The organism is Sphingomonas sp. SUN019 (assembly GCF_024758705.1).
Taxonomy (GTDB): Bacteria; Pseudomonadota; Alphaproteobacteria; order Sphingomonadales; family Sphingomonadaceae; genus Sphingomonas.
The window spans coordinates 75,549-101,238 of the sequence record NZ_CP096971.1 but is presented as its reverse complement, the minus strand read 5'-3'; the positions used below and the strand labels follow the sequence as shown (position 1 = coordinate 101,238).

Sequence of the window (25,690 nt, the reverse complement as noted above, 5' to 3'; positions counted from 1 at the left end):
TCTAAATGCGCCCAAAATCTACAAGGGTGGTTTCCGGCATCCAGCCCACCGGCAATCTCCACCTCGGCAATTATCTCGGCGCGGTGAAGCAATGGGTCGCGATGCAGGACGACATTCAGGCTGGCGGCGGGGAGACGATGTATTTCATCGCCGACCTCCACGCGCTGACCCAGCCGATCACCCCCGCCGATCTGCGCGCGAACACGATCGAGGTGACCGCCACCCTGGTCGCCGCCGGGATCGATCCCGACCGCTCGATCCTGTTCAACCAGACCCGCGTCCCCGCGCACAGCGAGCTTGCCTGGCTGCTCAACAACGTCGCGCGCGTCGGCTGGCTCAACCGCATGACGCAGTTCAAGGACAAGGCCGGGAAGAACCGCGAAGGCGCCAGCGTCGGCCTATACGATTATCCCGTGCTGATGGCCGCCGACGTCCTGCTCTACAACGCCACCCACGTCCCCGTCGGTGACGACCAGAAACAGCATCTGGAACTCGCCCGCGACATCGCGGCCAAATTCAACCTCGATTACCAGACCGATCTGTTCACGCTGCCCGAACCTTTGGTCAGCACCGCCGCCCCACGCATCATGTCCTTGCGCGATGCGAACGCGAAAATGTCGAAATCCAACCCGTCCGAACAATCGCGCGTGAACCTGACCGACAGCGACGACGTGATCGCCGACAAGTTCAAAAAGGCGAAGACCGACCCCGACCTGCTTCCCGCGAGCGTCGACGAACTGGACGGCCGCGCCGAGGCGAAAAACCTCCTGGCGATCTTTGCCGCGCTGTCGGACCGCACCCCCGCCGACGTGCTGGCCGATTACGCAGGCAAGGGCTTCGGTGCGTTCAAACCCGCGCTCGCCGACCTCGCAGTCGCCAAGCTAGGCCCGATCCGCAACGAACTGACCCGCCTGCTCGCCGACCCCAGCGCGATCGACGCGATCCTGGAGAAGGGCGCGGCACGGGCGCGGGACTTGGCCGCGCCAACGCTGCAGGCCGCGCAGGAAGCGATGGGCCTCCTAGCCTGACTAATCCTTCGTCATTCCCTCGAAGGCGGGAATCCATAGTCGCCAAACGCGCGACGGCACCGAGAACGCCGCGATTATGGATCCGCGCCTGCGCGGGGATGACGGGCGGTGATTTGAGCCGAATGTTGGCGAAAACCGCCGCAGTCCTCCTAGGTCCGCTGAAACGATTTGCCAGATATCGTTATATATCAAACTTATAACAAACTGGCACCGCTCCTGCAAAGCTCCGCGCATCACACCCGGAGCCAGATCATGCAGAACCCCGCAACACCCGCCGCCGGCCACAAGGACAACCTCTTCGGCGTCTGCGCCGCGCTGGGCGAGGATTTCGGCTTCAACCCGATCTGGCTCCGCCTCGCGCTCGGCGTCGGGCTGCTGTTCGCCTTCGAAGCGGTGATCGCGGGCTATTTCGTGATGGGCGCGATCGTGCTGGTCAGCCGCCTGATCGTCCCGACCGAAAAGAAGATCGTCGCGCCTGCCGCGCCGGTCGTCGCCACCGGACAGGACGAAGCCGAACTCGAACCGCTCCGCAAAGCGGCTTAAAACGGATCGACATTTGGGCCTGGTAAATGCGATTCACGCGAAGCCGCGAAGCCTTGCAGCAGAAAAGAAAGATTGGTTCACGCGGAGACGCGGAGGCGCAGAGAAAGTGCGACTTGGCGCAGCCAATCAATCGAGCCGGACCGTGGATCGTAATCGGCGCGAGATGTTTAGACCTGCCGGCCCGAGCAAATCCCCTCTGCGTCTCCGCGCCTCTGCGCGAATCAATCTTCTTCGCGTCATCGCGCCTTCGCGTGAATACTACTCAACGCCGCAGAGAATGCCGATCCGGCCTTAACCGTCCAGCTCGCGCATCAGCACGCGCACCGCGCCATCGACCTCGCGGTCGGTGTCTCGGAGTTGCTCGATCCGGCGGACGGCGTGGATGACGGTTGAATGATCGCGCCCGCCGAACTTGCGCCCGATCTCGGGCAGCGAGCGTGTCGTGAGGCGCTTGGCCAGATACATCGCGATCTGCCGCGGCCGCGCCACCGCCCGCGCGCGTCGGGCGGAAATCAGGTCGAGCGGTTTCAGCTCGAAATGCGTCGACACCAGTTTCTGGATCTCGTCGATCGTCACGCGCCGTTGGCTGCCGCGCAACACCTCGCCCAGCGTCGCCACCGCGAAATCCGTGTCGATCGCGTCGCCGGTCAGTTGCGCATAGGCGACGACGCGGTTCAGCGCGCCTTCCAGCTCGCGGATATTGGCGTGGATGCGCGCGGCCAGCAGGTCCAGCACCTCGGCGGGCACCGTCACATCGGGCATATCCGCCAGCTTCCGCGTCAGGATCGCGCGGCGCAGCTCGATCGACGGCGGCTTGATGTCCGCGACCAGCCCGATCGCCATCCGCCCGATGATCCGCGGCTCGATGCCCTCCAGCGCCTGCGGGCAGCGATCGGCCGAAATCACCAGCCGCTTTCCCGCCGCCATGATCTCGTTGACGGTGTGGAAGAATTCCTCCTGCGTCGCGTCCTTGCCCGCGATGAACTGCAGGTCGTCGATCAGCAGCAGGTCGGCCGAGCGCAGCCGCGCCTTGAACGCATACGTATCGCGCGCGCGCAGCGCCGACACGAAATCGAACATGAACCGTTCGGCCGACATGCACAGCACGCGCGCATCCGGCTGCGCGGCGAGAAACGCATGGCCGATCGCGTGCATCAGGTGCGTCTTGCCCTGCCCCGTCCCCGAATGGAGGAACAACGGGCTGAACCGCACCGGCCCCGGCTCGGCCAGCGCCTTGGCGGCGTTGAACGCGACCTTGTTCGACGCATCGACGACGAACCGGTCGAACGTCAGGCGCGAATCGAGAACCGGCTGCTCGATCGCCGCCGCCGAAGCCAACCCCGGCGTGATCGGAATCACTGCAGCGACCGGCGCGGGAACGCTCAACACGACCGGCGCATCGCCCGCCCGCGAGGTGTCGATCGTCACCGACCGGATGTGCGGCAGGATCGCGCGGAACTCGTGCATCAGCCGGTCGGCGTAGTGGTTGCGCACCCAGTTCGTCATGAACGCCGACGGCAGGCTGAGCCGCACATTGTCCGCGTCGCCCGTTTCGACCAGTTCGATAGGTTTCAGCCACTGGTCGAACAATCGCGCGCCGGCCGATTCGCGCAGATGAGCGCGCACGCGGTTCCAGGCCCGCGCCACCTCGCTCGTCTGTTCGATCCGCTCCGTCAACGCCACGCGCACTTCTCCCCGGCCTGCGGGACGTACGTGTCCCGTCGGCGATGTTCAGACGGCAAAACTGTCCCCCGGATGTGGCCCCCGCCACGCACGGCTACGACGATAATTGTGGACGCGTGGGCGAACGCCGACGCGACATCACTGGTTTAGGTACATCCGATTGAGTCGCGCAACGCCACATTTTTGAAATAAAGCGGATTGACTCGCACCAGCCGCGAAAATCCGTCGAAAAACTTACAACCCACTGTTTTCATGCAGCGATTCCAGAACTCCGCCGGATCGCGAAATCCGCGAATCGCGGTGACTCCTGCGTTTTTCGGCCGATCCGGCGCACGCACGAAAAAGCCCGCCGGAATAGTCCGGCGGGCTAACCCGTTCGGTACTGAACTTTCGCTCAGGCGAGGGCGGTCAATCGCTTGGTCAGGCGCGAGAACTTCCGCGACGCCGTGTTGCGGTGCATCACGCCCCGCGCAACGCCGCGCGCCAGTTCCGGCTGCACCTGCGCCAGCGCGGTCGAGGCCGCATCCTTGTCGCCCGCCGCCAGCGCCGCTTCGACCTTCTTCACGAAGGTGCGGATGCGCGTCACGCGCGCTCCGTTGATCTCGGCGCGGCGATCGTTGCGCCGGATGCGCTTCTTGGCTTGCGGCGTGTTCGCCATGCTGGTCCTCGGGAATAATGAAGGTCGATGAAAAAAGGGCGGCGGGAAATCCCTACGCCCTCGAAGCCGTGCCCCTTAGCGAGCGTCGGTGATTTGGTCAACCGCGCTGGCCGTCACTTCTGGCACGCGGGGCACCAGAACGTCGACCGCCCGCCCTCGGCGTAGCGCGCGACGACACCGCCGCACGAACACGGCAGCCCCTCACGTCCGTAAACCGCGAATTGCTTCGAGAAATACCCCAGCTCGCCGTCGGGCCGCGCATAGTCGCGCAGCGACGATCCCCCCGCCTCGATCGCCGACAACAATACCGCGCGAATCGCCTCCACCAGCCGATCGAGCCGCACGCGCGAAATCCGCCCCGCGGCCCGCTGGGGCTTGATCCGCGCCAGATACAGCGCCTCGCACACATAGATATTGCCCAGTCCCGCGACGATCCTTTGGTCGAGCAGCATCAGCTTGATCGACGCGCGCCGTCCGGCCAGCACCCGGTGCAGATACGCCCCCGTCAGATCCGGCCCCAGCGGCTCCGGCCCCAACCCCGCAAACGGCGGCCACGCGGGCAGCCCCACGGTCGGCCACAGATCGACTGACCCGAACCGCCGAGGATCGTTCAGCGCCAGCCGCCGCCCCGCGTCGGTCTCGATCAACAGATGATCGTGCGTCAGCAATTCGCCCGGATCGACCCGCCACCGCCCCGACATGCCGAGGTGAAAGATCATCGTGTCGCCGCGATCGGTATCGATCAGCCCGTATTTGGCGCGCCGCGACAGCGCGGTGACGGTCGCCCCCGTCATCCGCTGCCGCAGATCCTCCGGAAACGGCCGCCGCAGATCGCCGCGGCGCAACTCCAGCGACGCGATCCGCGCGCCCTCCAGCACCGGCGTCAGCCCGCGAACGGTGGTCTCGACTTCGGGGAGCTCGGGCACCTGCGCCCCCTAGCCCCCCGACCGACGCGCGGCTAGAGCCACCTCCCATGAGCGACACCGTCTCCTTCGGCTACGAAGACATCCCCGCGACCGAAAAGACCGCCCGCGTCGGCGGGATCTTCACCAATGTCGCGGCGAAATACGATCTGATGAACGACGCCATGTCGGTCGGTATGCACCGGCTGTGGAAGGACCGCTTCGTCGCGCGCGTCAAACCGCGCGCCGCAGAACAGATTCTCGACATGGCGGGCGGCACCGGCGACATCGCATTCCGCCTCGCCAAATCAGGCGCCGCGGTGACCGTCGCCGACATCAACCCGGCCATGCTCGAAGTCGGCATGGGCCGCGCTCAGGACCGCGGGATCGACGGCCTGGTCTGGACCGAAGCTAATGCCGAGACGCTGACATTCCCCGACCGCTTCTTCGACGCCTACACGATCGCGTTCGGGATCAGGAACGTGACGGACATTGCTGCGGCCTTGCGTGAAGCCCACCGCGTTCTCCGCCGCGGCGGACGCTTCTTCTGCCTCGAATTCTCGACGACGCTGTGGCCCGGCTTCGGCGAAGTCTACGACGCTTATTCGCACAAGATCGTGCCGAAACTCGGTCAGCTCCTCGCGCACGACGCCGACAGCTACCGCTATCTGATCGAATCGATCCGCCGCTTCCCCGATATGCCGACGTTTCAGGCGATGATCGGCGACGCCGGCTTCGTGCAGACGAAGGTCGAACCGATGCTCGGCGGCCTCGTCGCGATCCACAGCGGCTGGAAGATTTGATGCCCTCCACAAAGTCCTCCCCGGCACGGGGAGGTGGCGCGCCGAAGGCGCGACGGAGGGGCAGCCCAGCAAGGCTGTCGCTTGCGGCTGCCCCTCCACCATCGACTTCGCCGACGGTCCCCCTCCCCGTACCGGGGAGGAATTCCCGGTGACCCACCCCATCGTCCACACGTGGCGGCTGTTGAAATGGGGCCGCACGCTCGCCCGCCACGGCGCGCTGCGCGGGCTGGAACGCGACCCGAACACCCCGCCAAACCTCCGTCGCATCCTGCGCCTCGCGCAACTCGGCGCGCGCGCGCCTGCAATCCCGCGCTACGCCGACGCGTTCCAGGCGATCGGCCCCGCCGCGATCAAATTCGGCCAGACGCTCGCCACCCGTCCCGACATCGTCGGAGAGGCCGCGGCGCATGACCTGATGCGATTGCAGGACGCGGTGCCGCCGATCCCCTTCGCCGCGATCCACGAACAGATGACGATCAGCTTCGGCCGTCCTCCCGAGGAATTGTTCGCCTCGATCGACGAAATCCCGGTCGGCGCCGCCTCGATCGCGCAGGTCCACCGCGCGGTCACCACAGAAGGCCGTCACGTTGCGATCAAGGTGCTGCGCCCGCATGTCGAGGAGGAATTCGCGCGCGCGATCGAAACCTACGAATGGGCCGCGGCGCAGATCGAGGCGCTGAGTCTTCAAGGGGGCGGCGGCGAAATCGCGCGGCTCCAGCCGCGGCTGGTGATCGAGACGTTCAAACGCTGGACCGCGCGCGAACTCGACCTGCGGCGAGAAGCCGCATCAGCGTCCGAACTGGCCGAGGGGATGACCGCCGAACCCGGCTTCATCGTTCCCGCAATCGACTGGCAACGCACCACCGGCAAGGTGCTGACGCTGGAATGGGTCGACGGGATCAAGCTGTCCGATCGCGCCGCGCTGATCGCCGCGGGCTACGACCTCCCCGCGCTCGGCCAGACGCTCGTCCACGCCTTCCTGCGACAGGCGATCGCCGAAGGGTTTTTCCACGCCGACCTTCATCAAGGAAATCTGTTCGCGGTTCAGGGCAACAAGATCGCGGCGATCGACTTCGGCATCATGGGCCGGATCGACAAGCGTGCCCGCGTATGGCTGGCGGAAATCCTCTACGGCCTGATCACCGGAAATTACCGGCGCGTCGCCGAGATTCATTTCGAGGCGGGCTACGTTCCCGCGCACCACAATGTCGCCGAATTCGCCACCGCCCTGCGCGCGGTGGGCGAACCGATGCGCGGCCTGCCGGTAAAGGAAATGTCGATCGGCATGATGCTCGATTCGCTTTTTTCGATCACGCGCGATTTCGACATGGCGACCCAGCCGCACCTGCTGTTGCTGCAAAAGACGATGGTGATGGTGGAGGGCGTCGCGACCAGCCTCGATCCCGACATCAACCTGTGGGACACGGCACAGCCGGTGGTCGAGGACTGGATCAGGACCGAACTGGGGCCTGAGGCTGCGATCGCCGACCGGCTGATCGCGGACATGAAGCTGCTGACCCGCCTGCCCGATCTCGTCCGCCGGATCGAAGCGCGCTTCCCCGCCCCCGGCGGCGCGCCCCCCGCCCCGCCGCTGCGCGATATCCAGGTCGTCCGCATCGGCGGCGGCTGGCGCTATGCCGCGGCCGGTTTGGTGGGCGCGGCCGTGGCGAGCGCGGCCACGCTGGCGATCGTCTGGTGGTGAGCCCGAGCGCGCCATTGTGGCTCGCGCGGCCCTCCCGCTATGCCGGGTTGCCATCGCTGCGCGCGCGCTGGCTGCTCGCCGCGCTCGCGGTTCTGCTGCTCGCCTCGCTGACCTCGCTCGCCACCCCCGGTCCGCCGCCCGTCAGCGGCGACCCCGCCGCACGGGGCGAGGATCGTGCGGATGAAATCCTGTACGAAACGATCGTCGAGGGCGTGCGCCACGGTGGCAATTACTATCTCGTCGCAGCCGACGCACTTCGTACGGGCGGTTATCCGATGCGCCCGTTCGTCACCTTCCGCCTCCCGACATTGGCTACGGTGCAGGCCGGAATGTCGCCGGTCGCGGCGGCGTTGCTGCTGTACGCGCTGGCGGTCGGCACATTGTTCGCCTGGTACGTCCGGCTCGGCGGCGTTTTCCAGCGCGCCACGATCCACCTGATCGCGGTCGGGCTCGCCGCCGCGGGCATGGCCAGCGCGGTCCAGGTCGAACTGGTCGCATTTCACGAAATTTGGGCGGGCCTGCTGATCGCCCTCTCGCTGGCCGCGCGACGGCCCGGTCGATGGCAGACCGCGGTCGCGCTCGGCCTCGCCGCGATGCTGATCCGTGAAACCGCCGCGCTGTATGTCGGCATCATGGCGGTGCTGGCATTCGTGGAAGGCGAGCGGCGCGAAGCGTTCGGCTGGGTCGCGGCGACCGCGGTGTTCGCCGTCGCGGTGCTGCTTCACGCGCAGGCGGTGGCCGACGTCGTCCGGCCGCTCGATCAGGCATCGCCCGGCTGGGCCGGAATGCTCGGCGTCGGCTTCGCGATCAAGGCGCTGACGCTGACCACCGCGCTCGCGCTCGCGCCCCCGGCGCTTGCAGCGCTGCTGGCGGGACTCGCGATCGTCGGCTGGTCGGCATGGCGCGATCCGCTGGCGGTCCGCGCGTTCGCGACCCTGTGCGCCTATGTCGCGCTGATCGCGCTTTTCGGCCGCACCGACACCTTCTACTGGGCGTTGCTGGTCGCGCCGCTCGTCCCGCTCGGCCTCGTATTTGCGGTCGACGGCGTCCGCGACCTGATCCGCGCGGCGCTCGACAGGCGGCGCATCACCGTGACAAGAACCGCCCGATGACCAAACGCGTCCTTCTGATCGTCGGCGGCGGGATCGCGGCGTACAAAGCCAGCGAACTGGTGCGTCTGCTGAAGAAGGCCGGCCATTCGGTGCGCTGCGTGATGACCGAAGCCGCGCACCACTTCGTCACCCCGATGACGCTCGCCGCCTTGAGCGAGGACAAGGTCTATACGACGCTGTGGGATCTGAAGGACGAGGCCGAGATGGGCCATATCCAGCTCAGCCGCCAGGCCGATCTGATCGTCGTCGCCCCCGCCACCGCCGATCTGCTGGCCAAGATGGCGGCGGGAATCGCCGACGATCTCGCGACGACATTGCTGTTAGCAACCGATACGCCAGTGCACACTTTCCCGGCCATGAACGTACGTATGTGGCGCCATCCGGCAACATCCAGGAACATCGCCCAGCTCCGCGCCGACGGTGTGACGGTCCACGATCCGGACGAGGGCGCGATGGCGTGCGGTGAATACGGCCCCGGCCGCTTGCCCGAGCCGACCGCCATCCTGGCCGCGATCGAGGCGCATTTCGCGGCACCGTCGCCAGCATCGGCCCAATCCATCGGGCGCCTAAGCGGTCGTCACATTCTCGTCACTGCCGGCCCGACCCACGAACCGATCGACCCCGTCCGCTATCTCGCCAATCGCTCGTCCGGCAAACAGGGCTTCGCCATCGCAGGGGCGCTTGCCGCTTTCGGGGCTCGGGTCACGCTGGTCGCCGGTCCGGTGACCCTCGCCACCCCCGCAGGCGTCGACCGGATCGACGTCCAGACCGCGCGAGAAATGGCGGAAATGGTGGAAAAGTCGCTCCCCGCCGACGCGGCGGTCATGGTCGCCGCCGTCGCCGACTGGCGCGCCGAAGCCCCGCTCGATCAGAAGATCAAAAAGGCTGCGGGCGGTACCCCCACCCTGCACCTGACCGAAAACCCCGACATCCTCGTCACGCTCGCGACCAGTCCCCACCGCCCCCGCCTGCTGATCGGATTCGCAGCCGAGACCGAAGACGTGATTCCCCACGCCACTTCCAAACGCACGCGCAAGAACGTCGACTGGATCGTCGCCAACGACGTGTCTGGCCCCCCCGGACAAAGCGTGATGGGCGGCGACGCCAACACCGTCCATCTGGTCACCGACACCGGTGTCGAAAGCTGGTCGCGGATGGACAAGACGATGGTCGCCACCGCACTGGCAGCCCGCATCGCCGACGCGCTGGACGCCTGACCTGCTCGACAAGAACCGGCCGCGAACGCTATGGCGGCGCCCGATGACTTCCCCGATTTCAATCCCGATATCAATCAGCGTGAAACGCCTGCCGCACGGCGCGGGCCTGCCGCTGCCCGCCTACGCCACGCACGGTGCCGCGGGCATGGACGTGGTCGCCGCCGAAGACCTGACGCTCGCCCCCGGCGACCGTCACGCCGTCGCCACCGGCTTCGCGATCGCCATTCCAGAGGGTTTCGAGGTTCAGGTCCGCCCGCGCTCCGGTCTCGCGCTGAAGCACGGCATCACCTGCCTCAACACACCCGGTACGATCGACAGCGATTATCGCGGCGAGGTGAAGGTCATCCTCGCCAACCTCGGCGCAGCCCCGTTCGAGGTGGTCCGCGGCGAACGCATCGCGCAACTCGTCCCCGCTCCCGTCCTGCGTGCCGCACTGGCCGAGGTCGCGACGCTGGACGACACCGCCCGCGGCGTCGGTGGTTTCGGGTCGACCGGCCAGTGAGCTTGATCGTGGCAACACTGCTGGCGCTCCAGGTGCCGCCCGCGACGATCCCGTTCGTCGTCATGCCGCCCGCAGACTGGTCGACCCTGGCCGAGCTCGCCTTCGTCCGCCTGACTCCTCCAGCCGCGGATCTGTCGGATTTCGTCCGCGAAGAGGTTCGCGCAGGACGTTGCGTGTCCAACGACACGAGCATTCGCGTCGACCTCGCGGTGCTGGTCGGCAGCGACGGGCGCGTGCGGCGGATCGTGCCCCGCGCGATAAACTGCCCGACGGTCGAACAATATGCCTCTGGAATCGTGTCGCGGCTCGCGCGAAGCAACGTCGCCGCTCCCCCGCATGACAGCTGGTACCGCACCACCGTGACCTTCTCGTGGATGCCCTGACGCTTCAGCCCGACGAGCTTGCGCGTTACGCCCGCCACATCGTGCTTCGCGAGGTGGGCGGCGCGGGACAGCGGCGGTTGAAGCAGGCGACCGTCGCAGTGATCGGCGCGGGCGGGATCGGATCGCCCGTGCTCCAGTATCTCGCCGCAGCAGGCGTCGGACGCCTGATCCTGATCGACGACGATCACGTCGACGCCTCCAACCTGCAACGCCAGACGATCTTTACCGAATCGGACATCGGCAGCTCAAAGGTGATCGCCGCCGCCGCCGCGATCGCGCGGCTCAACCCGCATGTCGAAACGCTCGCCCACGCGGCACGGATCGACGCGACCAACGCCGCGGCACTGATTGCCGGCGCGAATGTGGTTATCGACGGCTGCGACAATTTCGCGACCCGCCTTACGGTCGCCGACACCGCCTTGGCCGCGCGCATCCCGCTCGTCTCCGCCGCGGTCGGCCAGTTTGAAGGCCAACTCGCAGTCTATCGCGGATGGGAGCCGGACAAGCCCTGCTACCGCTGCCTGGTCGGCGATTCGCCCGATCGTGACGGCGGCACCTGCGCCGAAGACGGCGTACTCGGCCCCGTCACCGGCATCCTCGGCAGCATGGCCGCGTTGGAGGGCATCCGCAGCATCGTCCCATTCGGCGAAGACCCCACCAAAAAACTGCTGCTGATCGACCTCCTAAGCTGGCGGTTCCGCTCCATGCGCGTGCCTAAAGACCCCGCCTGCCCAGCCTGTTAGTTCAGCAATCCGCGTGCGAACTCGCGCACCGCCGGACCGATATCGTCGCGAGCCAGCGCCAGCGCCAGATTGGCTTGCACATACCCCGCCTTGTCACCGCAATCGAAGCGCTGGCCATCGAATGTGTAGCCGTGAAACGGCTGCTTGCCGATCAACTGCGCCATCGCATCGGTCAGCTGGATTTCTCCCCCCGCCCCGGTCACCGGATTGTCGAGGATACGCATCACCTCGGGCTGCAGGATATAGCGTCCCGGCGTCATCAGGTTAGACGCCGCAGTGCCCTTGGCGGGCTTTTCCACCACCGCCTTCACCTCGGTCACGCGACCGTCGATCGCGCCGGGGGTGATGATGCCGTATTTGTCGGTTTCCTCCGCTGGCACTTCCAGCGCACCGATGAAGTTGCCGCCCAGCCGCTGATATTCCTTGACCATCTGCGCCATGAAACCGGGCGCGCCGACCATCAGTTCGTCGGGCAGGATGATCGCGAACGGTTCATCCCCGACGATATCGCGCGCGCACCATACCGCGTGACCCAGTCCCAGCGGCTCCTGCTGACGGACGTAGACCGGCGACCCCGGCTTCTGCCGGATGCCGTCGATCGCGGCCATGCTCTTGCCGCGCGCGCGCATTGTCGCTTCCAGCTCAAAGGACACGTCGAAATGGTCCTCCAGTGCGCCTTTGCCGCGACCCGTGACGAAGATGATCTGCTCGATCCCCGCCTCCAGCGCCTCTTCCACCGCATATTGAATCAGCGGCTTGTCGACGACGGTCAGCATTTCCTTCGGCATCGCCTTCGTCGCAGGCAGGAAACGCGTGCCGAGACCGGCGACCGGGAAAACAGCCTTGCGAAGCGGCTTGAACGACATGGATGATCTCCCTGTGATGACCGCGTCCGATTACCCGTCATGCGGCGGTGCAGCAATTTTCTTCTAGGCCTCTGCCATGCGGTTAGCACGGATTTAAGCACGCTTCGTCTATCCCGCACGCCATGAAAATCCTTGTCGTCTTCGGCACCCGTCCCGAAGCTATCAAACTGTTCCCCGTCGTTCGTGCGTTGATCGCTACGACGGGCCTTACGGTGCGCACCTGCGTCACCGCACAGCATCGCGGGCTGCTCGATCAGGTGCTGCGGATCGCAGGCCTCGCCCCCGACATCGACCTCGATCTGATGGAGCCGGGCCAGACGCTCGACCGGCTGACCGCACGGCTGCTCACCGGACTTGGCGAGGTGATGGACGCCGAATGCCCCGATCGCGTGATCGTGCAGGGTGACACCGCGACCGCGATGACCGGTGCGCTCGCGGCTTATTATCGCAAGGTGCCAGTCGCGCACGTCGAGGCAGGCCTGCGCTCGGGCGACATCTATCATCCGTGGCCTGAGGAGGTGAATCGCCGCATCGTCGCCCCGATCGCCGATCTGCACTTCGCCCCGACCGATACCGCCGCCGCGGCGCTTGCCCGGGAAAACGTGATCGAAGGCGTCCACATTACCGGCAACACCGTAATCGACGCGCTGCACTGGACCGGTGACCGTATCTCGAACGATCCGTCGCTCGCCGCGGGTCTCGACGACATCGCCGCGCGCTTTGCCGGAAAGCGCATCGTGCTGGTCACCACCCACCGGCGCGAGAATTTCGGCGGCGGGATGGAGAATATCGCCCGCGCGATCCGCCGCATCGCCGATCGCGACGACACCGCATTGCTGTTCCCGATGCACCCCAATCCGAACGTCGGGTCCGTCATGGATGCGATCCTCGGCGACCGCCCGAACGTCGCGCGGATCGAACCGCTCGATTACCCGCATTTCATCCGCGCGCTCGGCCTCTGCCACCTCGCGCTGACCGATTCGGGCGGCGTCCAGGAAGAAGCACCCGCGCTCGGCAAGCCAGTGCTTGTCATGCGCGACACGACCGAACGCCCCGAAGGCGTCGAAGCGGGCACCGCAAAGCTGATCGGCGCGCACGAAGATCGTATCGTTTCCGAAGTATCAACCCTTCTCGACGACAATGACGCCTACGCTTCGATGGCGCGCGCCCACAATCCGTTCGGCGACGGTCACGCAAGCGAGCGAATCGCGCACGTGATTGCGAATGGGGTTGGTCGCCGATGATTTCCGACGTTGAACTGAAGGTTGTCGTCCTCGGCCTCGGCTATATCGGCCTGCCGACCGCGGCGGTGATCGCGCGGACTGGCGCGCAGGTGCTGGGCATCGACGTGCATCAGTCCGTCGTCGATACGGTCAATTCGGGCAAGGTGCATATCGAGGAGGTCGACCTCGACGGCCTGGTTTCGGGTGTCGTCGCGCGTGGCAACCTGCGCGCCGCCACATTGATCGAACCGGCGGACGTGTTCGTCATCGCAGTGCCCACTCCGCTTGGGGAAAATCACGAACCCAACATCGGCTATGTCTTGAAAGCCGCGACCAATGTCGCCGCGGTGCTCAAGGCGGGCGATACCGTGATCCTTGAATCGACCTCGCCCGTCGGCACCACCGAACAGGTCCGCGATCTGCTCACTCGGCTCCGCCCAGATCTGAAGGCCCCAGGAAACACCGACGGCGCAGACTACGCCATCGCTTATTGCCCCGAACGCGTCCTGCCCGGCCGCATATTGGTCGAACTGATCGACAACGACCGCGTCATCGGCGGCATCACCCCGCGATGCGCGCGAAAAGCCCTTGGCTTCTATCGCCGTTTCGTGCGCGGCGCGTGCGTCACCACCACCGCGCGCGCGGCGGAAATGACGAAGCTGACCGAAAACGCCTTCCGCGACGTCAACATCGCGTTCGCCAACGAACTTAGCCTGATCGCCGACACGATGGGGGTCGACGTTTGGGAGGTGATTCGCCTCGCTAATCGCCATCCGCGCGTGAACATTCTGCAGCCCGGCCCCGGCGTGGGCGGTCATTGTATCGCGGTCGACCCTTGGTTCCTCGTTGCCGCCGACCGCGCGAACACCCCACTGATCCGCACCGCGCGCGAAGTTAATGACCGCAAGACCGATCACGTCATCGCGCAGGCTGCCGCGCTGATTGAATCGATGCCCGGCGCGTCGATCGCGTGCCTAGGCCTCGCTTTCAAGGCGAACATCGACGATTTTCGCGAAAGCCCCGCACTAAAGGTCGCCGCAGCGTTGGCGGAACGATTCGGCAGCCGAGTGAAAATCGTCGAACCCTATGCGGTGATGCTGCCCGCTGAGTTCGACGGTGCCGGCGCGCACCTGATCGACCTCGATTCCGCGATCGAAAGTTGCTCGGTCATGGTGGTGCTGGTCGACCACGATCTGTTCCGCTCGGTCCCGCTGGAGGAACGAAGCCGCAAGCACGTCCTCGACACGCGCGGTATCTGGCCCGATCAGCCGCAACGTCGTTCGCCGGACGCTGCCGGAGCGCTTAGACTGGCAAGCTGATCGGAAAGTTGCGATGCCGCGATGCGGCATGTATGGCGCGCGCTTTATAGTCAGCAGCTTTCCGCATGATTGGTCGTATCTTTTCCCGCCGGCGTCCGGCGACGCCGCGCGGGGATCTTCCCGCTGGTCGACGCCTTTACGCAATCGGCGACGTTCATGGTCGGCTGGATCTTCTCGACGATCTGCTCGAACAGATCGCAGCGGACGATCGGATGCGCGGGGAGGCGAACACAGGCCTGATCTTTCTCGGCGATCTCATTGATCGCGGTCCCGATTCGGCTGGCGTCGTGGAGCGCGTTCGCACCTTGTGCGCGAGCCGCCCCGATACGCGCTGCCTGCTCGGCAATCACGAAGAGATACTGCTTCAGGTTCTGGGTGGGGACGAACGCGCGACGCGCTTGTTCTGTCGCATCGGTGGTAACGAAACCGCGCTGAGCTATGGCGTCACTCCCGAGATGTATCAAATCCTCGACCATATAGAATTGAGTGAACAACTCAGCACGATCGTTCCGGAATCGCATCGCGCGTTTCTGGGAGTTATGGAGGATCTGATCGTGGAGGGCGATTACGCTTTCGTCCACGCCGGTGTGCGGCCCGGCGTACCCTTCGATGAGCAAAAGCCATCCGACCTGCGATGGATTCGCGAACGTTTTCTCGATTATTCGGGCGCGCTGGAACGTATCGTGGTGCACGGTCACACCATTCGCGCGGATGTAGAAGAACTTGCGCACCGCATCGGGATAGACACAGGCGCCTACGCAACCGGGGTGCTGACTGCGATAGGGCTGGAGGGCGATCGACGCTGGTTCCTGCAGACCGCCCAAACGACACAGCTGAACGAAAAATCGACAAACCTCGCTGAATAGGGGGTTTTAAATTCGGTCATTCCGAGGCATTGGGTTTCGGCGGCAAAAAATGTTGCGCCGCGGCGACGAGTTGGAACGTCACGTGACGTTCCCGGTTTAAGCGGTTGCGTTCGGTTTTCGATCGTGTCAGTAGAGCCGTGACGAATAAAAGGGAGTTCGCAATGCGTATTGCAAAGTATCTTGCGGCAGTTGCCGCCGTCAGCATGACGGTTGCTCCTGCTATGGCCGCTACGGCCAACCCGGCAGCAAGTCTGTCGGTTGCGAAGTCGGCGCGCGCAAGCGCTCCGGTTTCGGCTAAGAACAAGGCTGCTGGTGGCGGCATCATCGTTGCGGTTCTCGCGGCTGCTGCCGTGATCGCCGGTATCGTGATCATCGCCGACAGCGACGACGATTCGGACAGCAACTAAGTCTTCGGACATAGTTGAAGAGAATAGCGGCCTTCGGGCCGCTATTTTTTTGCCTTTTTGATTGAACAGGACGTTCAGCCGCCTCGCCTGCAGCGGGCGAACCTTAGCGGCAGGAACCCGATAAGGTGACGTCATGTTCGTCATGCCGGACCTATTCCGGTATCAACGGTATCGCAACTGCCTTGGTTTTTGCTTGAGGAATGCCGAGATAAGTCCGGCACATGACGGGCAGGAAGCGCCAACAAAGCCTGCGTCCAATCGACCGGACAGCAGGCTCTACGCCGCGCTTTCGGGACGGTTTATGTTCGGGGCACAACTATCGCGCGCATCACATTTGGAAAAGGTACGACCCCGTATTCGGGTGCGGACGTCCCGCTGTCCGCGGACCGTGCCACTAACATCATGCTCCTGCGAAGGCACGGTTTGTGGAACGTGATAATACCGCCTTAACAACGCTGTGGCGGCAGGATCCGCCCCGTAGTATCGGCCCGAAGCGGTTCGTGATCTGACGGTTCACTCCTGTCGCGTCCGCCCCGAGCTTTCAGAAGCATATAGCCAAATGGATACTTGTGGGGAAACATTACCCGCCGTTGGGCGACCCGCTCGGAACACGGCCGCCGGCGCCGGCACCCATCTGTTGCTGCATCTGCATCTGACGGATAACCGCCTCTGGCAGGAAATCGATAAGCTCGACGTCGAATATCAACGTCGATCCGGCCGGGATCGGACCCGTCACTTTCTCGCCATAACCAAGGCTCGGTTTGATCCAGAAGCGGTATTTCGAGCCCTTCGGCATCAACTTCAGGCCTTCGGAGAATCCCGGAATGACGCCGTTGACCGGCATCGGCGTCGGTTGCTGCGACTTGTCGAAGGTCGTGCCGTTGAGGAGTTTGCCCTCGTAATTAACAAGCGTCACGTCGGTCGCCGACGGCTTCGCGCCCGCACCCGGCGCGATCACTCTATATTGCAGGCCCGACGCGGTGGTCACGACGCCGGCAGCACGCGCGTTCTTCGCCAGGAAATCATCGCCCTGCATCGCCAGCGCGGCGGCGCCGACGACGGCCGCGATGATACCCACCCACAGCCACATCAGATAGCTGCGCTTCGTCGGCGGGATCGGAACGGCGGTGACGGTCGACATGGCGGCCCTTCGGGTGCGGGCCGCGCGGACACGACCGCTGTTGTGGTGCTGCGGGCCTCGAAGGGCCGGGTCGGGAGGGCAAGAAACGCCCTCCCGTCATTCGCGTTTAGCGGGCGCCGTCGCGCTCGGCACGCTTGCGGTCGAGCTTCCGCGAGCGACGGATCGCTGCGGCGCGCTCACGCGCACGCTTCTCCGACGGCTTCTCATAATGCCGGCGCAGCTTCATTTCGCGGTAGACGCCCTCACGCTGCAGCTTCTTCTTGAGCGCGCGAAGGGCCTGATCGACATTGTTGTCGCGAACGATGATCTGCATAAACCCGAACTTCTCCGAATCGAAAAACGCCAAATGCGGCCGCGGATAGCCTTCCGCGCCGTGAACCGGTTGCGCCTACCAGCGGGTCGCCGGATTGGCAACCCGAACCGGCCGCACGACAATCGGTGTTGCCCCCCTACCACAGCCGACCCGCAATCGCCGAATGTTGCAGCGCCGCAACGCGGGCGATACGCAAGGACCGCACCGTCAAGGAATGCTACAGCTCGCCACGCCCTTGGACCTCGAAACCCGCCTTCTCGTCGTGGACGACGATCCCGGCATCCGGGAACTGACCGCCAGTTTCCTGTCGGCGCACGGCTATCTCGTCGAGACCGCCGCGGACGGCGCGGCGATGCGCGCGGCTTTAGCGAAGGAAAGCTACGCGCTGGTCGTTCTGGACGTGATGATGCCGGGTGAGGACGGGCTGACGATCCTGCGTTCGATGGACCGCGCCACCGCGCCCGCCGTCATCATCCTGTCGGTGATCGGCGAGGAGGTCGACCGTATCGTTGGGCTTGAAATGGGCGCGGACGATTATATCGCGAAGCCGGCCAATCCGCGCGAACTGCTGGCCCGAATCCGATCGGTGCTGCGCCGCAATCAGCCGGGTGCGCCTGTCGCGCGATCGGCCGGTCGAGTGTATCTGCGCTTCGGCGGCTGGCGGCTCGATCCAGCCGGGCGGCAACTGCTCGACCGGGATGAAGTGGTCATCAACCTGTCCGACGGCGAGTTCCGGTTGCTGCTGGCGTTGGCGGAACATCCGCGCCGCGTGCTGACCCGCGATCAGTTGCTCGATCTGTCGCGCGGGGTGCAGGCCGATCATTTCGACCGTGCGATCGACGTGCAGATCAGCCGCCTGCGCCGGAAGTTGGCGCGCGACGGGGCCGACAGCGACCTGATCCGCACCGTCCGCAACGAAGGTTATATGTTCACGGCCGATGTCGAGCGTCGCTGAGGCGCGCGGCACGCGGCCGATCGCGGCATCGATCGTCGCCTTGGTCATCGGCGCGGTGCTGGCGTCGACGATCGTGCTGTTCGTCGTCACCTTCAACGGCCCGCCGCCGATGGCGAAGCCGATCCGGATCGAATCGATCGTCGCCGCGCTGAAGGGCCTGCCGTCGCCCGATCACCCGCCGCCCGGCATGCGCGGCCCGCCGGACCGGCTGTTCCTTAACGAAGGGTCGAAGGTGCTCGTCCAGACCTCGGGCAACCCGCCCGCGCCCTCGCCACGCGCCAGGCGGCTGCCCGCGCTAGAACAACGTATCGCCGCGGCACTGGGCGCGCCCCGCGCCGCGGTCGCCGCGTGGTCCGATCGGCCGCCGCCCTTCAGGACGTTCGAGCTGGAGGGCGATTTCGTCGTGGTATGGCACCAGCCCGATGGCCGCTGGCGGGTGGCCCGCCCCGCCCCGCGACCGCTCATCACCTCCTGGCACAAGGCGACGATGGCCGCGATGTTGATCGCGGTGCTGGCGCTTTCACTGCCCGCGTGGATCATCGCGCGCGCGATCTCACGCCCGTTGCGCCGCCTCGCCACCGCCGCCGAACAGGCGCGCGCGGGTGCTGAGCGACCCGATTTCCCCGCGGACGGCCCAGCCGAGGTGCGCGCGCTGACCGGCGCGGTATCGGCGATGCACGACCGGCTGTCGCATCACGCCGAGGGGCGCACCGCGATGCTGGCCGCGATCGCACACGACCTCGGCACGCCGCTCAGCCGCCTGGCCTTTTGGATCGAGCAATTGCCCGAAGGCGCGCGAAACCGCGCATCGTCCGACATCGACGAGATGCGCGCGATGATCGGCGACACTTTGGCCTTTGCACGCGACGAGGCGGGAGAGCGCGATACGGCGCTGGTCGACCTCGGCAGCCTGCTCGACAGTCTCGTGGAGGACATGAGCGTCGGCGGCGCGGCGGTCACGCTGGAACCCGGCCCACGCGCGGTGGTGCGCGGCGATCCGCGCAGCCTGCGCCGCGCGTTCGCAAATCTGATCGGCAACGCGCTGCGCTATGGCGAGCGCGCCCGCGCGCGCTGGCGGATCGACGGGCGGATCGTGACGATCGAGGTGGAGGACGATGGCCCCGGTATCGACCCGGCCCAGGCGGAGCGACTGTTCGAACCCTTCGTCCGCGGCGAGGCGTCACGCAATCGCGCGACCGGCGGCACCGGCCTCGGCCTCGCCATCGTCCGCACGATCGCCGCGCGCCACGCCGGGACCGCCACGCTCGCCAATCGCGCGGGCGGCGGCGCGATCGCCAAGATGACGCTACCGCTCGAGCGCTGAAATATCCCGCAACAATCCCGGCAAACACGGAAATTTTCGGGTGACATGCGACGGCCAGAACCTCCCCGATCATATCGGGAGACGGCTATGCAGCACGACATCGACGACCACGACCACGGCCTGGCGCATGACCTGAAGGTGATGCAGGCGTTCGTCGCGCGCCGCCGCGCGCTGAAATGGTTCGCGGGCGCCGGGACCGCGGCGATCGTCGCGGGGTGCGGCGGCAGCGACGGATCGTCGGGGGTGACCGTCGTGACCGGCGCGACGCCGACCCCGACGCCCACGCCAACCGCCACACCGACGCCGACACCTACGCCTACTCCGACCCCGACCAGCGTCACCGGGTGCATCGCCGACCCGACCGAGACCAACGGCCCCTACCCCGCGGACGGCACCAATACGTCGAGCGGCCTGACCTCCAACGCGCTGACCGCCAGCGGCGTCGTGCGCAGCGACATCCGATCGAGCTTCCTCGGCTCATCGACCGCCACCGCCGCTGGCGTGGTGATGACGCTGACCATCACGGTCGTGAACGTCAATTCGTCCTGCGCACCGCTCAGCGGCTACGCGTTGTACATCTGGCACTGCAACGCGCTCGGCCAATATTCGCTCTACGATCTGCCGAACGAGAGCTATCTGCGCGGCGTCGGGGTAACCGATGCGAACGGGCAGGTCACCTTCACCACGATCGTGCCGGGCTGTTATTCGGGCCGCTTCCCGCACATCCATTTCGAGGTGTTCTCGTCGCTGTCCAGCGCGACCAGCGGCCGCTTCGCCTCGCTGATCTCGCAGCTCGCGATACCCACCGCGGTGTGCAATTCGGTCTATGCCGACACCACGACGTACAGCGGCAGCGCGACGAACTTCGCGCGCGTCTCGATCAGCAGCGACAATGTCTTCGGCGACAACACCGCCGCGCAGATCGCGCAGCAGACGCCGACGATGACCGGCAGCGTCAGCGCGGGCTACGCCGCCAGCGTGATCGTCGGCCTGGCGCGTTAATCGCCATCAGAGATGGCGTGGCGTCGTTCCCTGTCGCCGCGCCGCCGCGGCCGGTCTCCCGGTCGGCCGCGGCCCCTTTGCGGCGCACGGCAAGCGCCGCTACAGGCGGCGCCATGCACGGTCACCCGCTCTCGCTCTACAACAGTCTCTCGCGGCGGCTGGAGACGTTCCAGCCGCTCGCGCCCCCGCATGTCGGCGTCTATTCCTGCGGGCCGACGGTCTACAACTACGCCCACGTCGGAAATTTGCGCGCCTACGTATTCACCGACACGCTTGCCCGCGTGCTGACGTGGAAGGGGTACGACCTCACCCACATCATCAACATCACCGACGTCGGGCATCTGACGTCGGACGCGGATGCGGGCGACGACAAGATGGAGGCCGCCGCACGCGCAGCGGGTCGGGATATCTGGGCGATCGCAAAGCATTACACCGATGCCTTCAAGCAAAACCTGACCGACCTAAACATCCGGACGCCCTCGCGCTTTCCGCTGGCGACGGATCATGTGCCGGGGATGATCGCGTTCGCCGAAAGCATCGCGGAGAAGCATTGCTACCGGCTCGACAGCGGGCTGTATTTCGACGTGTCGACCGTGCCCGACTACGGACGGCTGGCGCGCGCGAAGGACGATGCGGGGGAAAGCCGGATCGATCCGGTCGACGGCAAGCGCAACCCACAGGATTTCGCAATCTGGCGCACGTCCGCAGCCGACGAGAACCGCCAGATGGAATGGGATTCGCCGTGGGGCCGCGGCGCGCCTGGCTGGCATCTGGAATGCTCGGTGATGAGCAAGCAATATCTCGGCGCGCATTTCGACATCCACACCGGGGGGATCGACCACCGCGAGATCCACCACCCGAACGAGATCGCGCAGAACCAGGCGCATAGCTGCAGCGCAGATACCGGCGCGACGCTGTGGATGCACAACAATTTCCTGGTCGAGCGCGCGGGCAAGATGTCCAAATCGTCGGGTGAATTCTTGACGCTGCAGGCGTTGGTCGACCGCGGCTTTCATCCGTTGTCGTATCGGATTTTGTGCCTGCAAGCACATTACCGGTCGGAGCTTGAGTTCAGCTGGGAGAATCTCGCCGCGGCGCAAGTCCGGTTGAAACGGATGGTGCAGTCGATCGAAGGGCTTCGTGCACGTGGTGACAGCGACGGCGTGATACCGTCGGGCTATCACGATCAACTCGATGCGGCGGTGTCCGACGATCTCAACACCGCGAAGGCGCTCCCGCTGCTCGACACGCTGGTCGCCGAGAAGAAACTGTCACCGGACGATCGGCTGGCCGGGATCGCGGATTTCGACACGGTACTTGGGCTGAACCTCGCCACGCTGACCCGCGCCGACCTCCGCACGCGCCCCGCCGCCGCCACGACCGACGAAGCGACGATCGAAGCCCGGCTCACCGCGCGCAAGGAAGCGCGCGCGGCAAAGGATTTCGCCGCCTCCGATGCGATCCGCGACGAACTCCTCGCCGCGGGCGTGGAGGTGATGGACGGCGATCCGCTCGGCTGGGACTGGCGCGTAAACGTCTGATCCCCTTGCCCTCCCCGCGCCGCCATCGCAGATAGGGCGCGCAAACGGAGGGCGGGAATGCGCGGACAGGTACTGGGCGTCGACAAGAACAGCGGCGAAGGCCAGATTTCGGGTGAGGACGGGCAGCGCTACGCCTTCCGCCAGGACGACTGGAGCGACAAAAAATTCCCGGCGGTCGGCATCACGGTCGATTTCGCCGCCGACGGCAACCGCGCCGTGCGGGTCTTCCGCGTGCCCGACCCGCGCGAACTGACGCTCGGCGAACGCCCCGCGCACCGTGAGGGATCGGATCGCAACCGCATCGTCGCCGCGGTCCTCGCCTTCTTCCTTGGCGTGTTCGGCGTCCACAAATTCTATCTCGGCAAGTCCAAGGCCGGGCTCATCATGCTGCTGTGCGGCACGATCGGGTGGTTGCTCGTCCTGCCCGGCCTGTTCGCATCGATCACCGCATTCATCGAATTCATCATCTACCTCGTCACCTCGGACGAGGAATTCGACCGCCGCTACGTCCACGGCGACAAGGAATGGTTTTAGGAAGCCGGCGGGCCGGACTCAGTCTTCAATCCTCCCCTGCAAGGGGAGGTGGCAGGCCGAAGGCCTGACGGGGGGTGTAACCCTCTCGATGGCGTGACACCCCTTCGTCTCGCTTCGCGAGCCACCTCCCCTTGCAGGGGAGGATTTCCGTGACCGCCACCCCAAGCGAATTCAGTCCAACGGCTGATCGCGCACTGCCAGAATCGGCGGAACATACGGTCGCGTCTCCGCAGGGATAGCGGCCGCCTCGGCTTGCAACGCCGCGATCCGCGCCTTAGTCGCGGGATGCGTCCGGCTGCGGAACAGGCCGCCGTCGATGTCGCCGCCGTGCGCCGCCCAAAAACGTGCGGCCGACGCGGGATCGTACCCCGCATTGTAGAGCAACGTCAGGCCCAGCCGGTCGGCCTGATCCTCGACCAGCCGATTGAGCCGCCCGTTGCGGCCGAGTTCGGACAGCAATCCGCCCTTCACCCCCGCAGCCTCGAGACGCTCGCGATGCCGCAGGATGACATGCGCCAGTTCGTGCGCAACAATCACCGCGGTTTCGTCGTCGCGGTACCGCTCGAAAAAGCGAACGCCGATCTGCACAACCCGGCCGTCAGACTGTGCGGTCATTTGCGGCCCCAACAACACCTCGAACGCAGCGCGACACCCGGCGGGAGCGGCGACCGCCACGTCGCGACGCTGCCCGCCCCGCGCCAATATCATGCGCACCGGCGATGACGCGGCTACTAGCGCAGCCAAGGCCGCGTCGCGATCCGCACTAGAAGTGCCCGCGGTCTGCGTCAGCGGCTTCCCCTCGATCGCGCTCACACCATCGTCAGGCCTAACCCCCGCACGATCCGCCGCCGATCCCGCGACAACCGCCTCCACCGCCACCGGCGTCGCAAACCCGAAAGCTTTCCGCGCCGCCCCCTGCGTCGCTTCATCATATTGGGACAACGCATGAAGTACGACGCCCGTCGCGGGTGAGGTATCGCGGCACAGCGGCGCGTTCGCCAGGACCAGCCGGTGCGCGATCGTCGCCAACCGCAGGTCGATACCACGCAGGGCTTCCAGGTCGCTTACGCCCAGCCCCACGGGCGCGGCGGCGGTGATCAACGGCGCGATCAGCAGATAACGCAAACTCTTCATGGCGTGCCAATAGGCGAGCGCACGCGACCGCGCTATCACCCACACCCATGAAGGCTGTCCTCCCCGCGCTCGCACGCCCGCTCCTCGAACCGCACCTCCCCGCCGATCTCGATGTCGTGTGGTTCCGCAAACCCGAGGAGGCGAACGATGGGATCGCGGACGCCGATATCGCCTGGGTCGATATGCAGCCCGGCCACCTCGTCGCCGACGCGATCCGCGCCTCCGGCCCCAACCTCAAATGGGTGTCGACGATCTACGCCGGACTCGACGCCTTTCCGCTCGACGTGCTGCGGCGGCGGGGCGCGATCGTCACCAACGGTGTCGGGATCAACGCTTATGCAGTCGCCGAATATGCCGTGCTCGGCGTACTCGCAGCAGCAAAACGCTTCGATGAAGTGATCCGCGCGCACGATCGCCACGAATGGCTCGCCGATTCGCCGGGCAAGATCGAATTGTTCGAAACCAATGCGCTGATCGTCGGATACGGTGCGATCGGCCGCGCGATCGGACAGCGGCTCGAGGGGTTCGGCGTCACCGTCACCGGGGTCACTAGGTCCGGGCGCGACGGCACGATTACCCCCGACGCATGGCGCGCGCGGCTTGGCGATTTCGACTGGGTGATCCTTGCCGCTCCCTCAACCGAAGAAACCAAGGCGATGATCGGCGCGGAAGAACTTGCCGCCATGAAATCCAGCGCGTGGATAGTGAACATCGCGCGCGGCAACATGGTCGACGACGACGCCTTGCTCGCTGCTCTCACGTCTGGCGGAATCGCGGGCGCGTTCCTCGATCCGACCAACCCCGAACCGCTTCCCGCCGACCATCCGCTGTGGAGCGCGCCGAACTGCATGATCACGATGCATTTGTCGGGCCGCAGCCAGACCAAGATGTTCCAGCGCGCGGGCGCGTTGTTCCTGCGCAATCTGAGCGCATTCAAGGCGGGCAAGCCGATGGAAAACGTGGCGGATCTGAACGCGGGCTATTGAACCTCACCCGATAATCCTCCCCTGCAAGGGGAGGTGGCAGGCCGAAGGCCTGACGGAGGGGTATCACGCTGTCGAGAGGCCGACACCCCTCCGGCGCTACGCGCCACCTCCCCTTGCAGGGGAGGATTAGAAGGAAGGACAAACTCAAACGAGTTCGATTCCCTAACCACCTTATCTTGAGCGCCTGCTGTTGAGGCGCACGCAATCCTACCGCGGGAATTTCCCGATCAACCCGTGCATGTCTATCACCTCCTCGATTGCCGCCGCATCCAGCGTGATCTGTTTGTCCAGCATCAGCATCGCCAGCCCATGCGCCAGCGACCAGGATTGCAGCGCGAAGATGCCCGGGTCGATTCCCGCAGGGGCGAGCGCCGCGGCGGCGGTCTTCAGCATCACCATCGCATCGTCCTCCGCGTGCAGCCCGCCCTTGATCTCGGGCCGCGGGGGGTGCGCGAAGACCAGACGGAACAGCCCCGGATTGTCGAGCGCGAAGCGGACATAGGCGACGCCGGTCGCGTTGAACCCGGCGATCCCCCCGCCCGCTTGTTCCGATGCTTCGCGCTGCACCTCGGCCAGCCGCTGCAACCCGGCCTGCGCCAGCGCCGCCATCAGCGCATTCTTGTCGGGGAAATGCCGGTACACCGCGGTCGCGCTGACCCCGACTCGCCGCGCGACCTCGCGCAGCGCCACCTCGTCGCCACCGCTTTCCTCGACCAGCGCCAACCCCGCCTCGACCAGCGCCGCGCGCAGATCGCCGTGATGATAATTTTTCGCGGTCATCTGAGCGCGATAACCGGCCTGTT

Annotated in this window: 27 protein-coding genes; 19 read left to right on the top strand and 8 right to left on the bottom strand. The window is 65.8% G+C overall.

Annotated features, from left to right (window positions below; all coding sequences use genetic code 11):
• The first annotated feature begins 5 nt into the window (after positions 1 to 5).
• Together trpS and M0208_RS00475 are read left to right on the top strand one after the other, a co-directional pair.
• Positions 6 to 1,028: a tryptophan--tRNA ligase gene (gene trpS, locus M0208_RS00480; protein ID WP_258889791.1), complete on the top strand. Its 1,023-nt coding sequence runs from the start codon at positions 6 to 8 to the stop codon at positions 1,026 to 1,028.
• A 252-nt stretch (positions 1,029 to 1,280) separates the two neighbouring features.
• Complete coding sequence (locus tag M0208_RS00475) at positions 1,281 to 1,571, top strand: PspC domain-containing protein (protein ID WP_258889790.1); 291 nt, start codon at positions 1,281 to 1,283, stop codon at positions 1,569 to 1,571.
• Between the two features lie 291 nt (positions 1,572 to 1,862).
• Here the strand turns inward: M0208_RS00475 and dnaA are convergent, their stop codons facing one another.
• From dnaA to mutM, 3 genes are all read right to left on the bottom strand, one after another.
• Entirely contained in the window at positions 1,863 to 3,248 is a 1,386-nt protein-coding gene (gene dnaA / locus M0208_RS00470) for a chromosomal replication initiator protein DnaA (RefSeq protein WP_408988124.1), read from the bottom strand.
• A gap of 400 nt (positions 3,249 to 3,648) precedes the next feature.
• Complete coding sequence (rpsT, locus tag M0208_RS00465; protein WP_258889788.1) at positions 3,649 to 3,912, bottom strand: 30S ribosomal protein S20; 264 nt, start codon at positions 3,910 to 3,912, stop codon at positions 3,649 to 3,651.
• A 113-nt stretch (positions 3,913 to 4,025) separates the two neighbouring features.
• Positions 4,026 to 4,838: a bifunctional DNA-formamidopyrimidine glycosylase/DNA-(apurinic or apyrimidinic site) lyase gene (gene mutM / locus M0208_RS00460; RefSeq protein WP_258889787.1), complete on the bottom strand. Its 813-nt coding sequence runs from the start codon at positions 4,836 to 4,838 to the stop codon at positions 4,026 to 4,028.
• A gap of 47 nt (positions 4,839 to 4,885) precedes the next feature.
• On the opposite strand from mutM, the gene M0208_RS00455 reads away from it, so the two are divergent.
• From M0208_RS00455 to M0208_RS00425, 7 genes are all read left to right on the top strand, one after another.
• Positions 4,886 to 5,617, top strand: coding sequence for a class I SAM-dependent methyltransferase (locus M0208_RS00455; RefSeq protein ID WP_258889786.1), 732 nt, complete (start codon positions 4,886 to 4,888; stop codon positions 5,615 to 5,617).
• Between the two features lie 148 nt (positions 5,618 to 5,765).
• The gene (ubiB, locus tag M0208_RS00450) at positions 5,766 to 7,319 is read left to right on the top strand and encodes a 2-polyprenylphenol 6-hydroxylase (RefSeq protein ID WP_258889785.1); all 1,554 of its coding nucleotides are present in this window, start codon (positions 5,766 to 5,768) and stop codon (positions 7,317 to 7,319) included.
• Complete coding sequence (locus M0208_RS00445) at positions 7,316 to 8,431, top strand: hypothetical protein (RefSeq protein WP_258889784.1); 1,116 nt, start codon at positions 7,316 to 7,318, stop codon at positions 8,429 to 8,431. The genes ubiB and M0208_RS00445 overlap by 4 nt, the downstream gene beginning before the upstream one ends.
• Positions 8,428 to 9,648 carry a bifunctional phosphopantothenoylcysteine decarboxylase/phosphopantothenate--cysteine ligase CoaBC gene (gene coaBC, locus M0208_RS00440; RefSeq protein ID WP_258889783.1) on the top strand — a complete coding sequence of 407 codons (1,221 nt, stop codon included), beginning with the start codon at positions 8,428 to 8,430 and terminating at the stop codon, positions 9,646 to 9,648. Before M0208_RS00445 ends, coaBC begins: the two co-directional genes overlap by 4 nt.
• A 43-nt stretch (positions 9,649 to 9,691) precedes the next feature.
• Positions 9,692 to 10,150, top strand: coding sequence for a dUTP diphosphatase (dut, locus tag M0208_RS00435; protein WP_258889782.1), 459 nt, complete (start codon positions 9,692 to 9,694; stop codon positions 10,148 to 10,150).
• Between the two features lie 8 nt (positions 10,151 to 10,158).
• A complete protein-coding gene (locus M0208_RS00430; RefSeq protein WP_258889781.1) occupies positions 10,159 to 10,533 on the top strand; it encodes a hypothetical protein in 375 nt (124 codons plus the stop codon).
• A complete protein-coding gene (locus tag M0208_RS00425) occupies positions 10,530 to 11,276 on the top strand; it encodes a molybdopterin-synthase adenylyltransferase MoeB (protein WP_258893129.1) in 747 nt (248 codons plus the stop codon). The genes M0208_RS00430 and M0208_RS00425 overlap by 4 nt, the downstream gene beginning before the upstream one ends.
• On the opposite strand, the gene galU is transcribed toward M0208_RS00425, so the two are convergent.
• Entirely contained in the window at positions 11,273 to 12,142 is an 870-nt protein-coding gene (galU, locus tag M0208_RS00420) for a UTP--glucose-1-phosphate uridylyltransferase GalU (RefSeq protein ID WP_258889780.1), read from the bottom strand. The two genes, M0208_RS00425 and galU, sit on opposite strands and share 4 nt — an antisense overlap.
• Before the next feature lie 122 nt (positions 12,143 to 12,264).
• On the opposite strand from galU, the gene wecB reads away from it, so the two are divergent.
• The 4 genes from wecB to M0208_RS00400 all read left to right on the top strand — a co-directional run bounded on the left by wecB (position 12,265) and on the right by M0208_RS00400 (position 15,957).
• Positions 12,265 to 13,386, top strand: a complete 1,122-nt coding sequence (wecB, locus tag M0208_RS00415; protein ID WP_258889779.1) for a non-hydrolyzing UDP-N-acetylglucosamine 2-epimerase — start codon at positions 12,265 to 12,267, stop codon at positions 13,384 to 13,386.
• The gene (wecC, locus tag M0208_RS00410; protein ID WP_258889778.1) at positions 13,383 to 14,684 is read left to right on the top strand and encodes a UDP-N-acetyl-D-mannosamine dehydrogenase; all 1,302 of its coding nucleotides are present in this window, start codon (positions 13,383 to 13,385) and stop codon (positions 14,682 to 14,684) included. Before wecB ends, wecC begins: the two co-directional genes overlap by 4 nt.
• A 65-nt stretch (positions 14,685 to 14,749) precedes the next feature.
• Positions 14,750 to 15,550, top strand: coding sequence for a metallophosphoesterase family protein (locus M0208_RS00405; protein ID WP_258889777.1), 801 nt, complete (start codon positions 14,750 to 14,752; stop codon positions 15,548 to 15,550).
• 161 nt (positions 15,551 to 15,711) lie between these two features.
• Entirely contained in the window at positions 15,712 to 15,957 is a 246-nt protein-coding gene (locus M0208_RS00400) for a hypothetical protein (RefSeq protein ID WP_258889776.1), read from the top strand.
• A gap of 580 nt (positions 15,958 to 16,537) precedes the next feature.
• Here the strand turns inward: M0208_RS00400 and M0208_RS00395 are convergent.
• Together M0208_RS00395 and rpsU are read right to left on the bottom strand one after the other, a co-directional pair.
• Positions 16,538 to 17,098: an FKBP-type peptidyl-prolyl cis-trans isomerase gene (locus tag M0208_RS00395; RefSeq protein WP_258889775.1), complete on the bottom strand. Its 561-nt coding sequence runs from the start codon at positions 17,096 to 17,098 to the stop codon at positions 16,538 to 16,540.
• A 106-nt stretch (positions 17,099 to 17,204) separates the two neighbouring features.
• A complete protein-coding gene (rpsU, locus tag M0208_RS00390) occupies positions 17,205 to 17,411 on the bottom strand; it encodes a 30S ribosomal protein S21 (protein ID WP_055878578.1) in 207 nt (68 codons plus the stop codon).
• A gap of 214 nt (positions 17,412 to 17,625) precedes the next feature.
• On the opposite strand from rpsU, the gene M0208_RS00385 reads away from it, so the two are divergent.
• The 5 genes from M0208_RS00385 to M0208_RS00365 all read left to right on the top strand — a co-directional run bounded on the left by M0208_RS00385 (position 17,626) and on the right by M0208_RS00365 (position 22,767).
• On the top strand, positions 17,626 to 18,366 hold the full coding sequence (locus M0208_RS00385; RefSeq protein ID WP_258889774.1) for a response regulator: 741 nt from the start codon (positions 17,626 to 17,628) through the stop codon (positions 18,364 to 18,366).
• Entirely contained in the window at positions 18,350 to 19,690 is a 1,341-nt protein-coding gene (locus M0208_RS00380) for an ATP-binding protein (protein WP_258889773.1), read from the top strand. The genes M0208_RS00385 and M0208_RS00380 overlap by 17 nt, the downstream gene beginning before the upstream one ends.
• A gap of 87 nt (positions 19,691 to 19,777) precedes the next feature.
• A complete protein-coding gene (locus tag M0208_RS00375; RefSeq protein ID WP_258889772.1) occupies positions 19,778 to 20,692 on the top strand; it encodes an intradiol ring-cleavage dioxygenase in 915 nt (304 codons plus the stop codon).
• A 113-nt stretch (positions 20,693 to 20,805) separates the two neighbouring features.
• Entirely contained in the window at positions 20,806 to 22,233 is a 1,428-nt protein-coding gene (cysS, locus tag M0208_RS00370; RefSeq protein ID WP_258889771.1) for a cysteine--tRNA ligase, read from the top strand.
• Positions 22,234 to 22,290: 57 nt separating this feature from the next.
• Positions 22,291 to 22,767, top strand: a complete 477-nt coding sequence (locus tag M0208_RS00365; RefSeq protein ID WP_258889770.1) for a TM2 domain-containing protein — start codon at positions 22,291 to 22,293, stop codon at positions 22,765 to 22,767.
• 171 nt (positions 22,768 to 22,938) lie between these two features.
• Here M0208_RS00365 and M0208_RS00360 read toward each other — a convergent pair whose 3' ends face one another.
• The gene (locus M0208_RS00360) at positions 22,939 to 23,901 is read right to left on the bottom strand and encodes a M48 family metalloprotease (protein ID WP_258889769.1); all 963 of its coding nucleotides are present in this window, start codon (positions 23,899 to 23,901) and stop codon (positions 22,939 to 22,941) included.
• A gap of 47 nt (positions 23,902 to 23,948) precedes the next feature.
• On the opposite strand from M0208_RS00360, the gene M0208_RS00355 reads away from it, so the two are divergent.
• A complete protein-coding gene (locus M0208_RS00355; protein WP_258889768.1) occupies positions 23,949 to 24,887 on the top strand; it encodes a D-2-hydroxyacid dehydrogenase in 939 nt (312 codons plus the stop codon).
• A gap of 207 nt (positions 24,888 to 25,094) precedes the next feature.
• Here the strand turns inward: M0208_RS00355 and M0208_RS00350 are convergent, their stop codons facing one another.
• Complete coding sequence (locus tag M0208_RS00350; RefSeq protein ID WP_258889767.1) at positions 25,095 to 25,667, bottom strand: TetR/AcrR family transcriptional regulator; 573 nt, start codon at positions 25,665 to 25,667, stop codon at positions 25,095 to 25,097.
• Between the last annotated feature and the right edge of the window lie 23 nt (positions 25,668 to 25,690).

Coding starts and splice junctions, on each gene's coding strand:
- trpS (WP_258889791.1), top strand. CDS start 6: ATGCGCCCAAAATCTACAAGGGTGGTTTCCGGCATCCAGCCCACCGGC.
- M0208_RS00475 (WP_258889790.1), top strand. CDS start 1,281: ATGCAGAACCCCGCAACACCCGCCGCCGGCCACAAGGACAACCTCTTC.
- rpsT (WP_258889788.1), bottom strand. CDS start 3,912: ATGGCGAACACGCCGCAAGCCAAGAAGCGCATCCGGCGCAACGATCGC.
- M0208_RS00455 (WP_258889786.1), top strand. CDS start 4,886: ATGAGCGACACCGTCTCCTTCGGCTACGAAGACATCCCCGCGACCGAA.
- coaBC (WP_258889783.1), top strand. CDS start 8,428: ATGACCAAACGCGTCCTTCTGATCGTCGGCGGCGGGATCGCGGCGTAC.
- dut (WP_258889782.1), top strand. CDS start 9,692: ATGACTTCCCCGATTTCAATCCCGATATCAATCAGCGTGAAACGCCTG.
- galU (WP_258889780.1), bottom strand. CDS start 12,142: ATGTCGTTCAAGCCGCTTCGCAAGGCTGTTTTCCCGGTCGCCGGTCTC.
- wecB (WP_258889779.1), top strand. CDS start 12,265: ATGAAAATCCTTGTCGTCTTCGGCACCCGTCCCGAAGCTATCAAACTG.
- wecC (WP_258889778.1), top strand. CDS start 13,383: ATGATTTCCGACGTTGAACTGAAGGTTGTCGTCCTCGGCCTCGGCTAT.
- M0208_RS00405 (WP_258889777.1), top strand. CDS start 14,750: ATGATTGGTCGTATCTTTTCCCGCCGGCGTCCGGCGACGCCGCGCGGG.
- M0208_RS00400 (WP_258889776.1), top strand. CDS start 15,712: ATGCGTATTGCAAAGTATCTTGCGGCAGTTGCCGCCGTCAGCATGACG.
- M0208_RS00395 (WP_258889775.1), bottom strand. CDS start 17,098: ATGTCGACCGTCACCGCCGTTCCGATCCCGCCGACGAAGCGCAGCTAT.
- rpsU (WP_055878578.1), bottom strand. CDS start 17,411: ATGCAGATCATCGTTCGCGACAACAATGTCGATCAGGCCCTTCGCGCG.
- M0208_RS00385 (WP_258889774.1), top strand. CDS start 17,626: ATGCTACAGCTCGCCACGCCCTTGGACCTCGAAACCCGCCTTCTCGTC.
- M0208_RS00380 (WP_258889773.1), top strand. CDS start 18,350: ATGTCGAGCGTCGCTGAGGCGCGCGGCACGCGGCCGATCGCGGCATCG.
- M0208_RS00375 (WP_258889772.1), top strand. CDS start 19,778: ATGCAGCACGACATCGACGACCACGACCACGGCCTGGCGCATGACCTG.
- cysS (WP_258889771.1), top strand. CDS start 20,806: ATGCACGGTCACCCGCTCTCGCTCTACAACAGTCTCTCGCGGCGGCTG.
- M0208_RS00365 (WP_258889770.1), top strand. CDS start 22,291: ATGCGCGGACAGGTACTGGGCGTCGACAAGAACAGCGGCGAAGGCCAG.
- M0208_RS00360 (WP_258889769.1), bottom strand. CDS start 23,901: ATGAAGAGTTTGCGTTATCTGCTGATCGCGCCGTTGATCACCGCCGCC.
- M0208_RS00355 (WP_258889768.1), top strand. CDS start 23,949: ATGAAGGCTGTCCTCCCCGCGCTCGCACGCCCGCTCCTCGAACCGCAC.
- M0208_RS00350 (WP_258889767.1), bottom strand. CDS start 25,667: ATGACCGCGAAAAATTATCATCACGGCGATCTGCGCGCGGCGCTGGTC.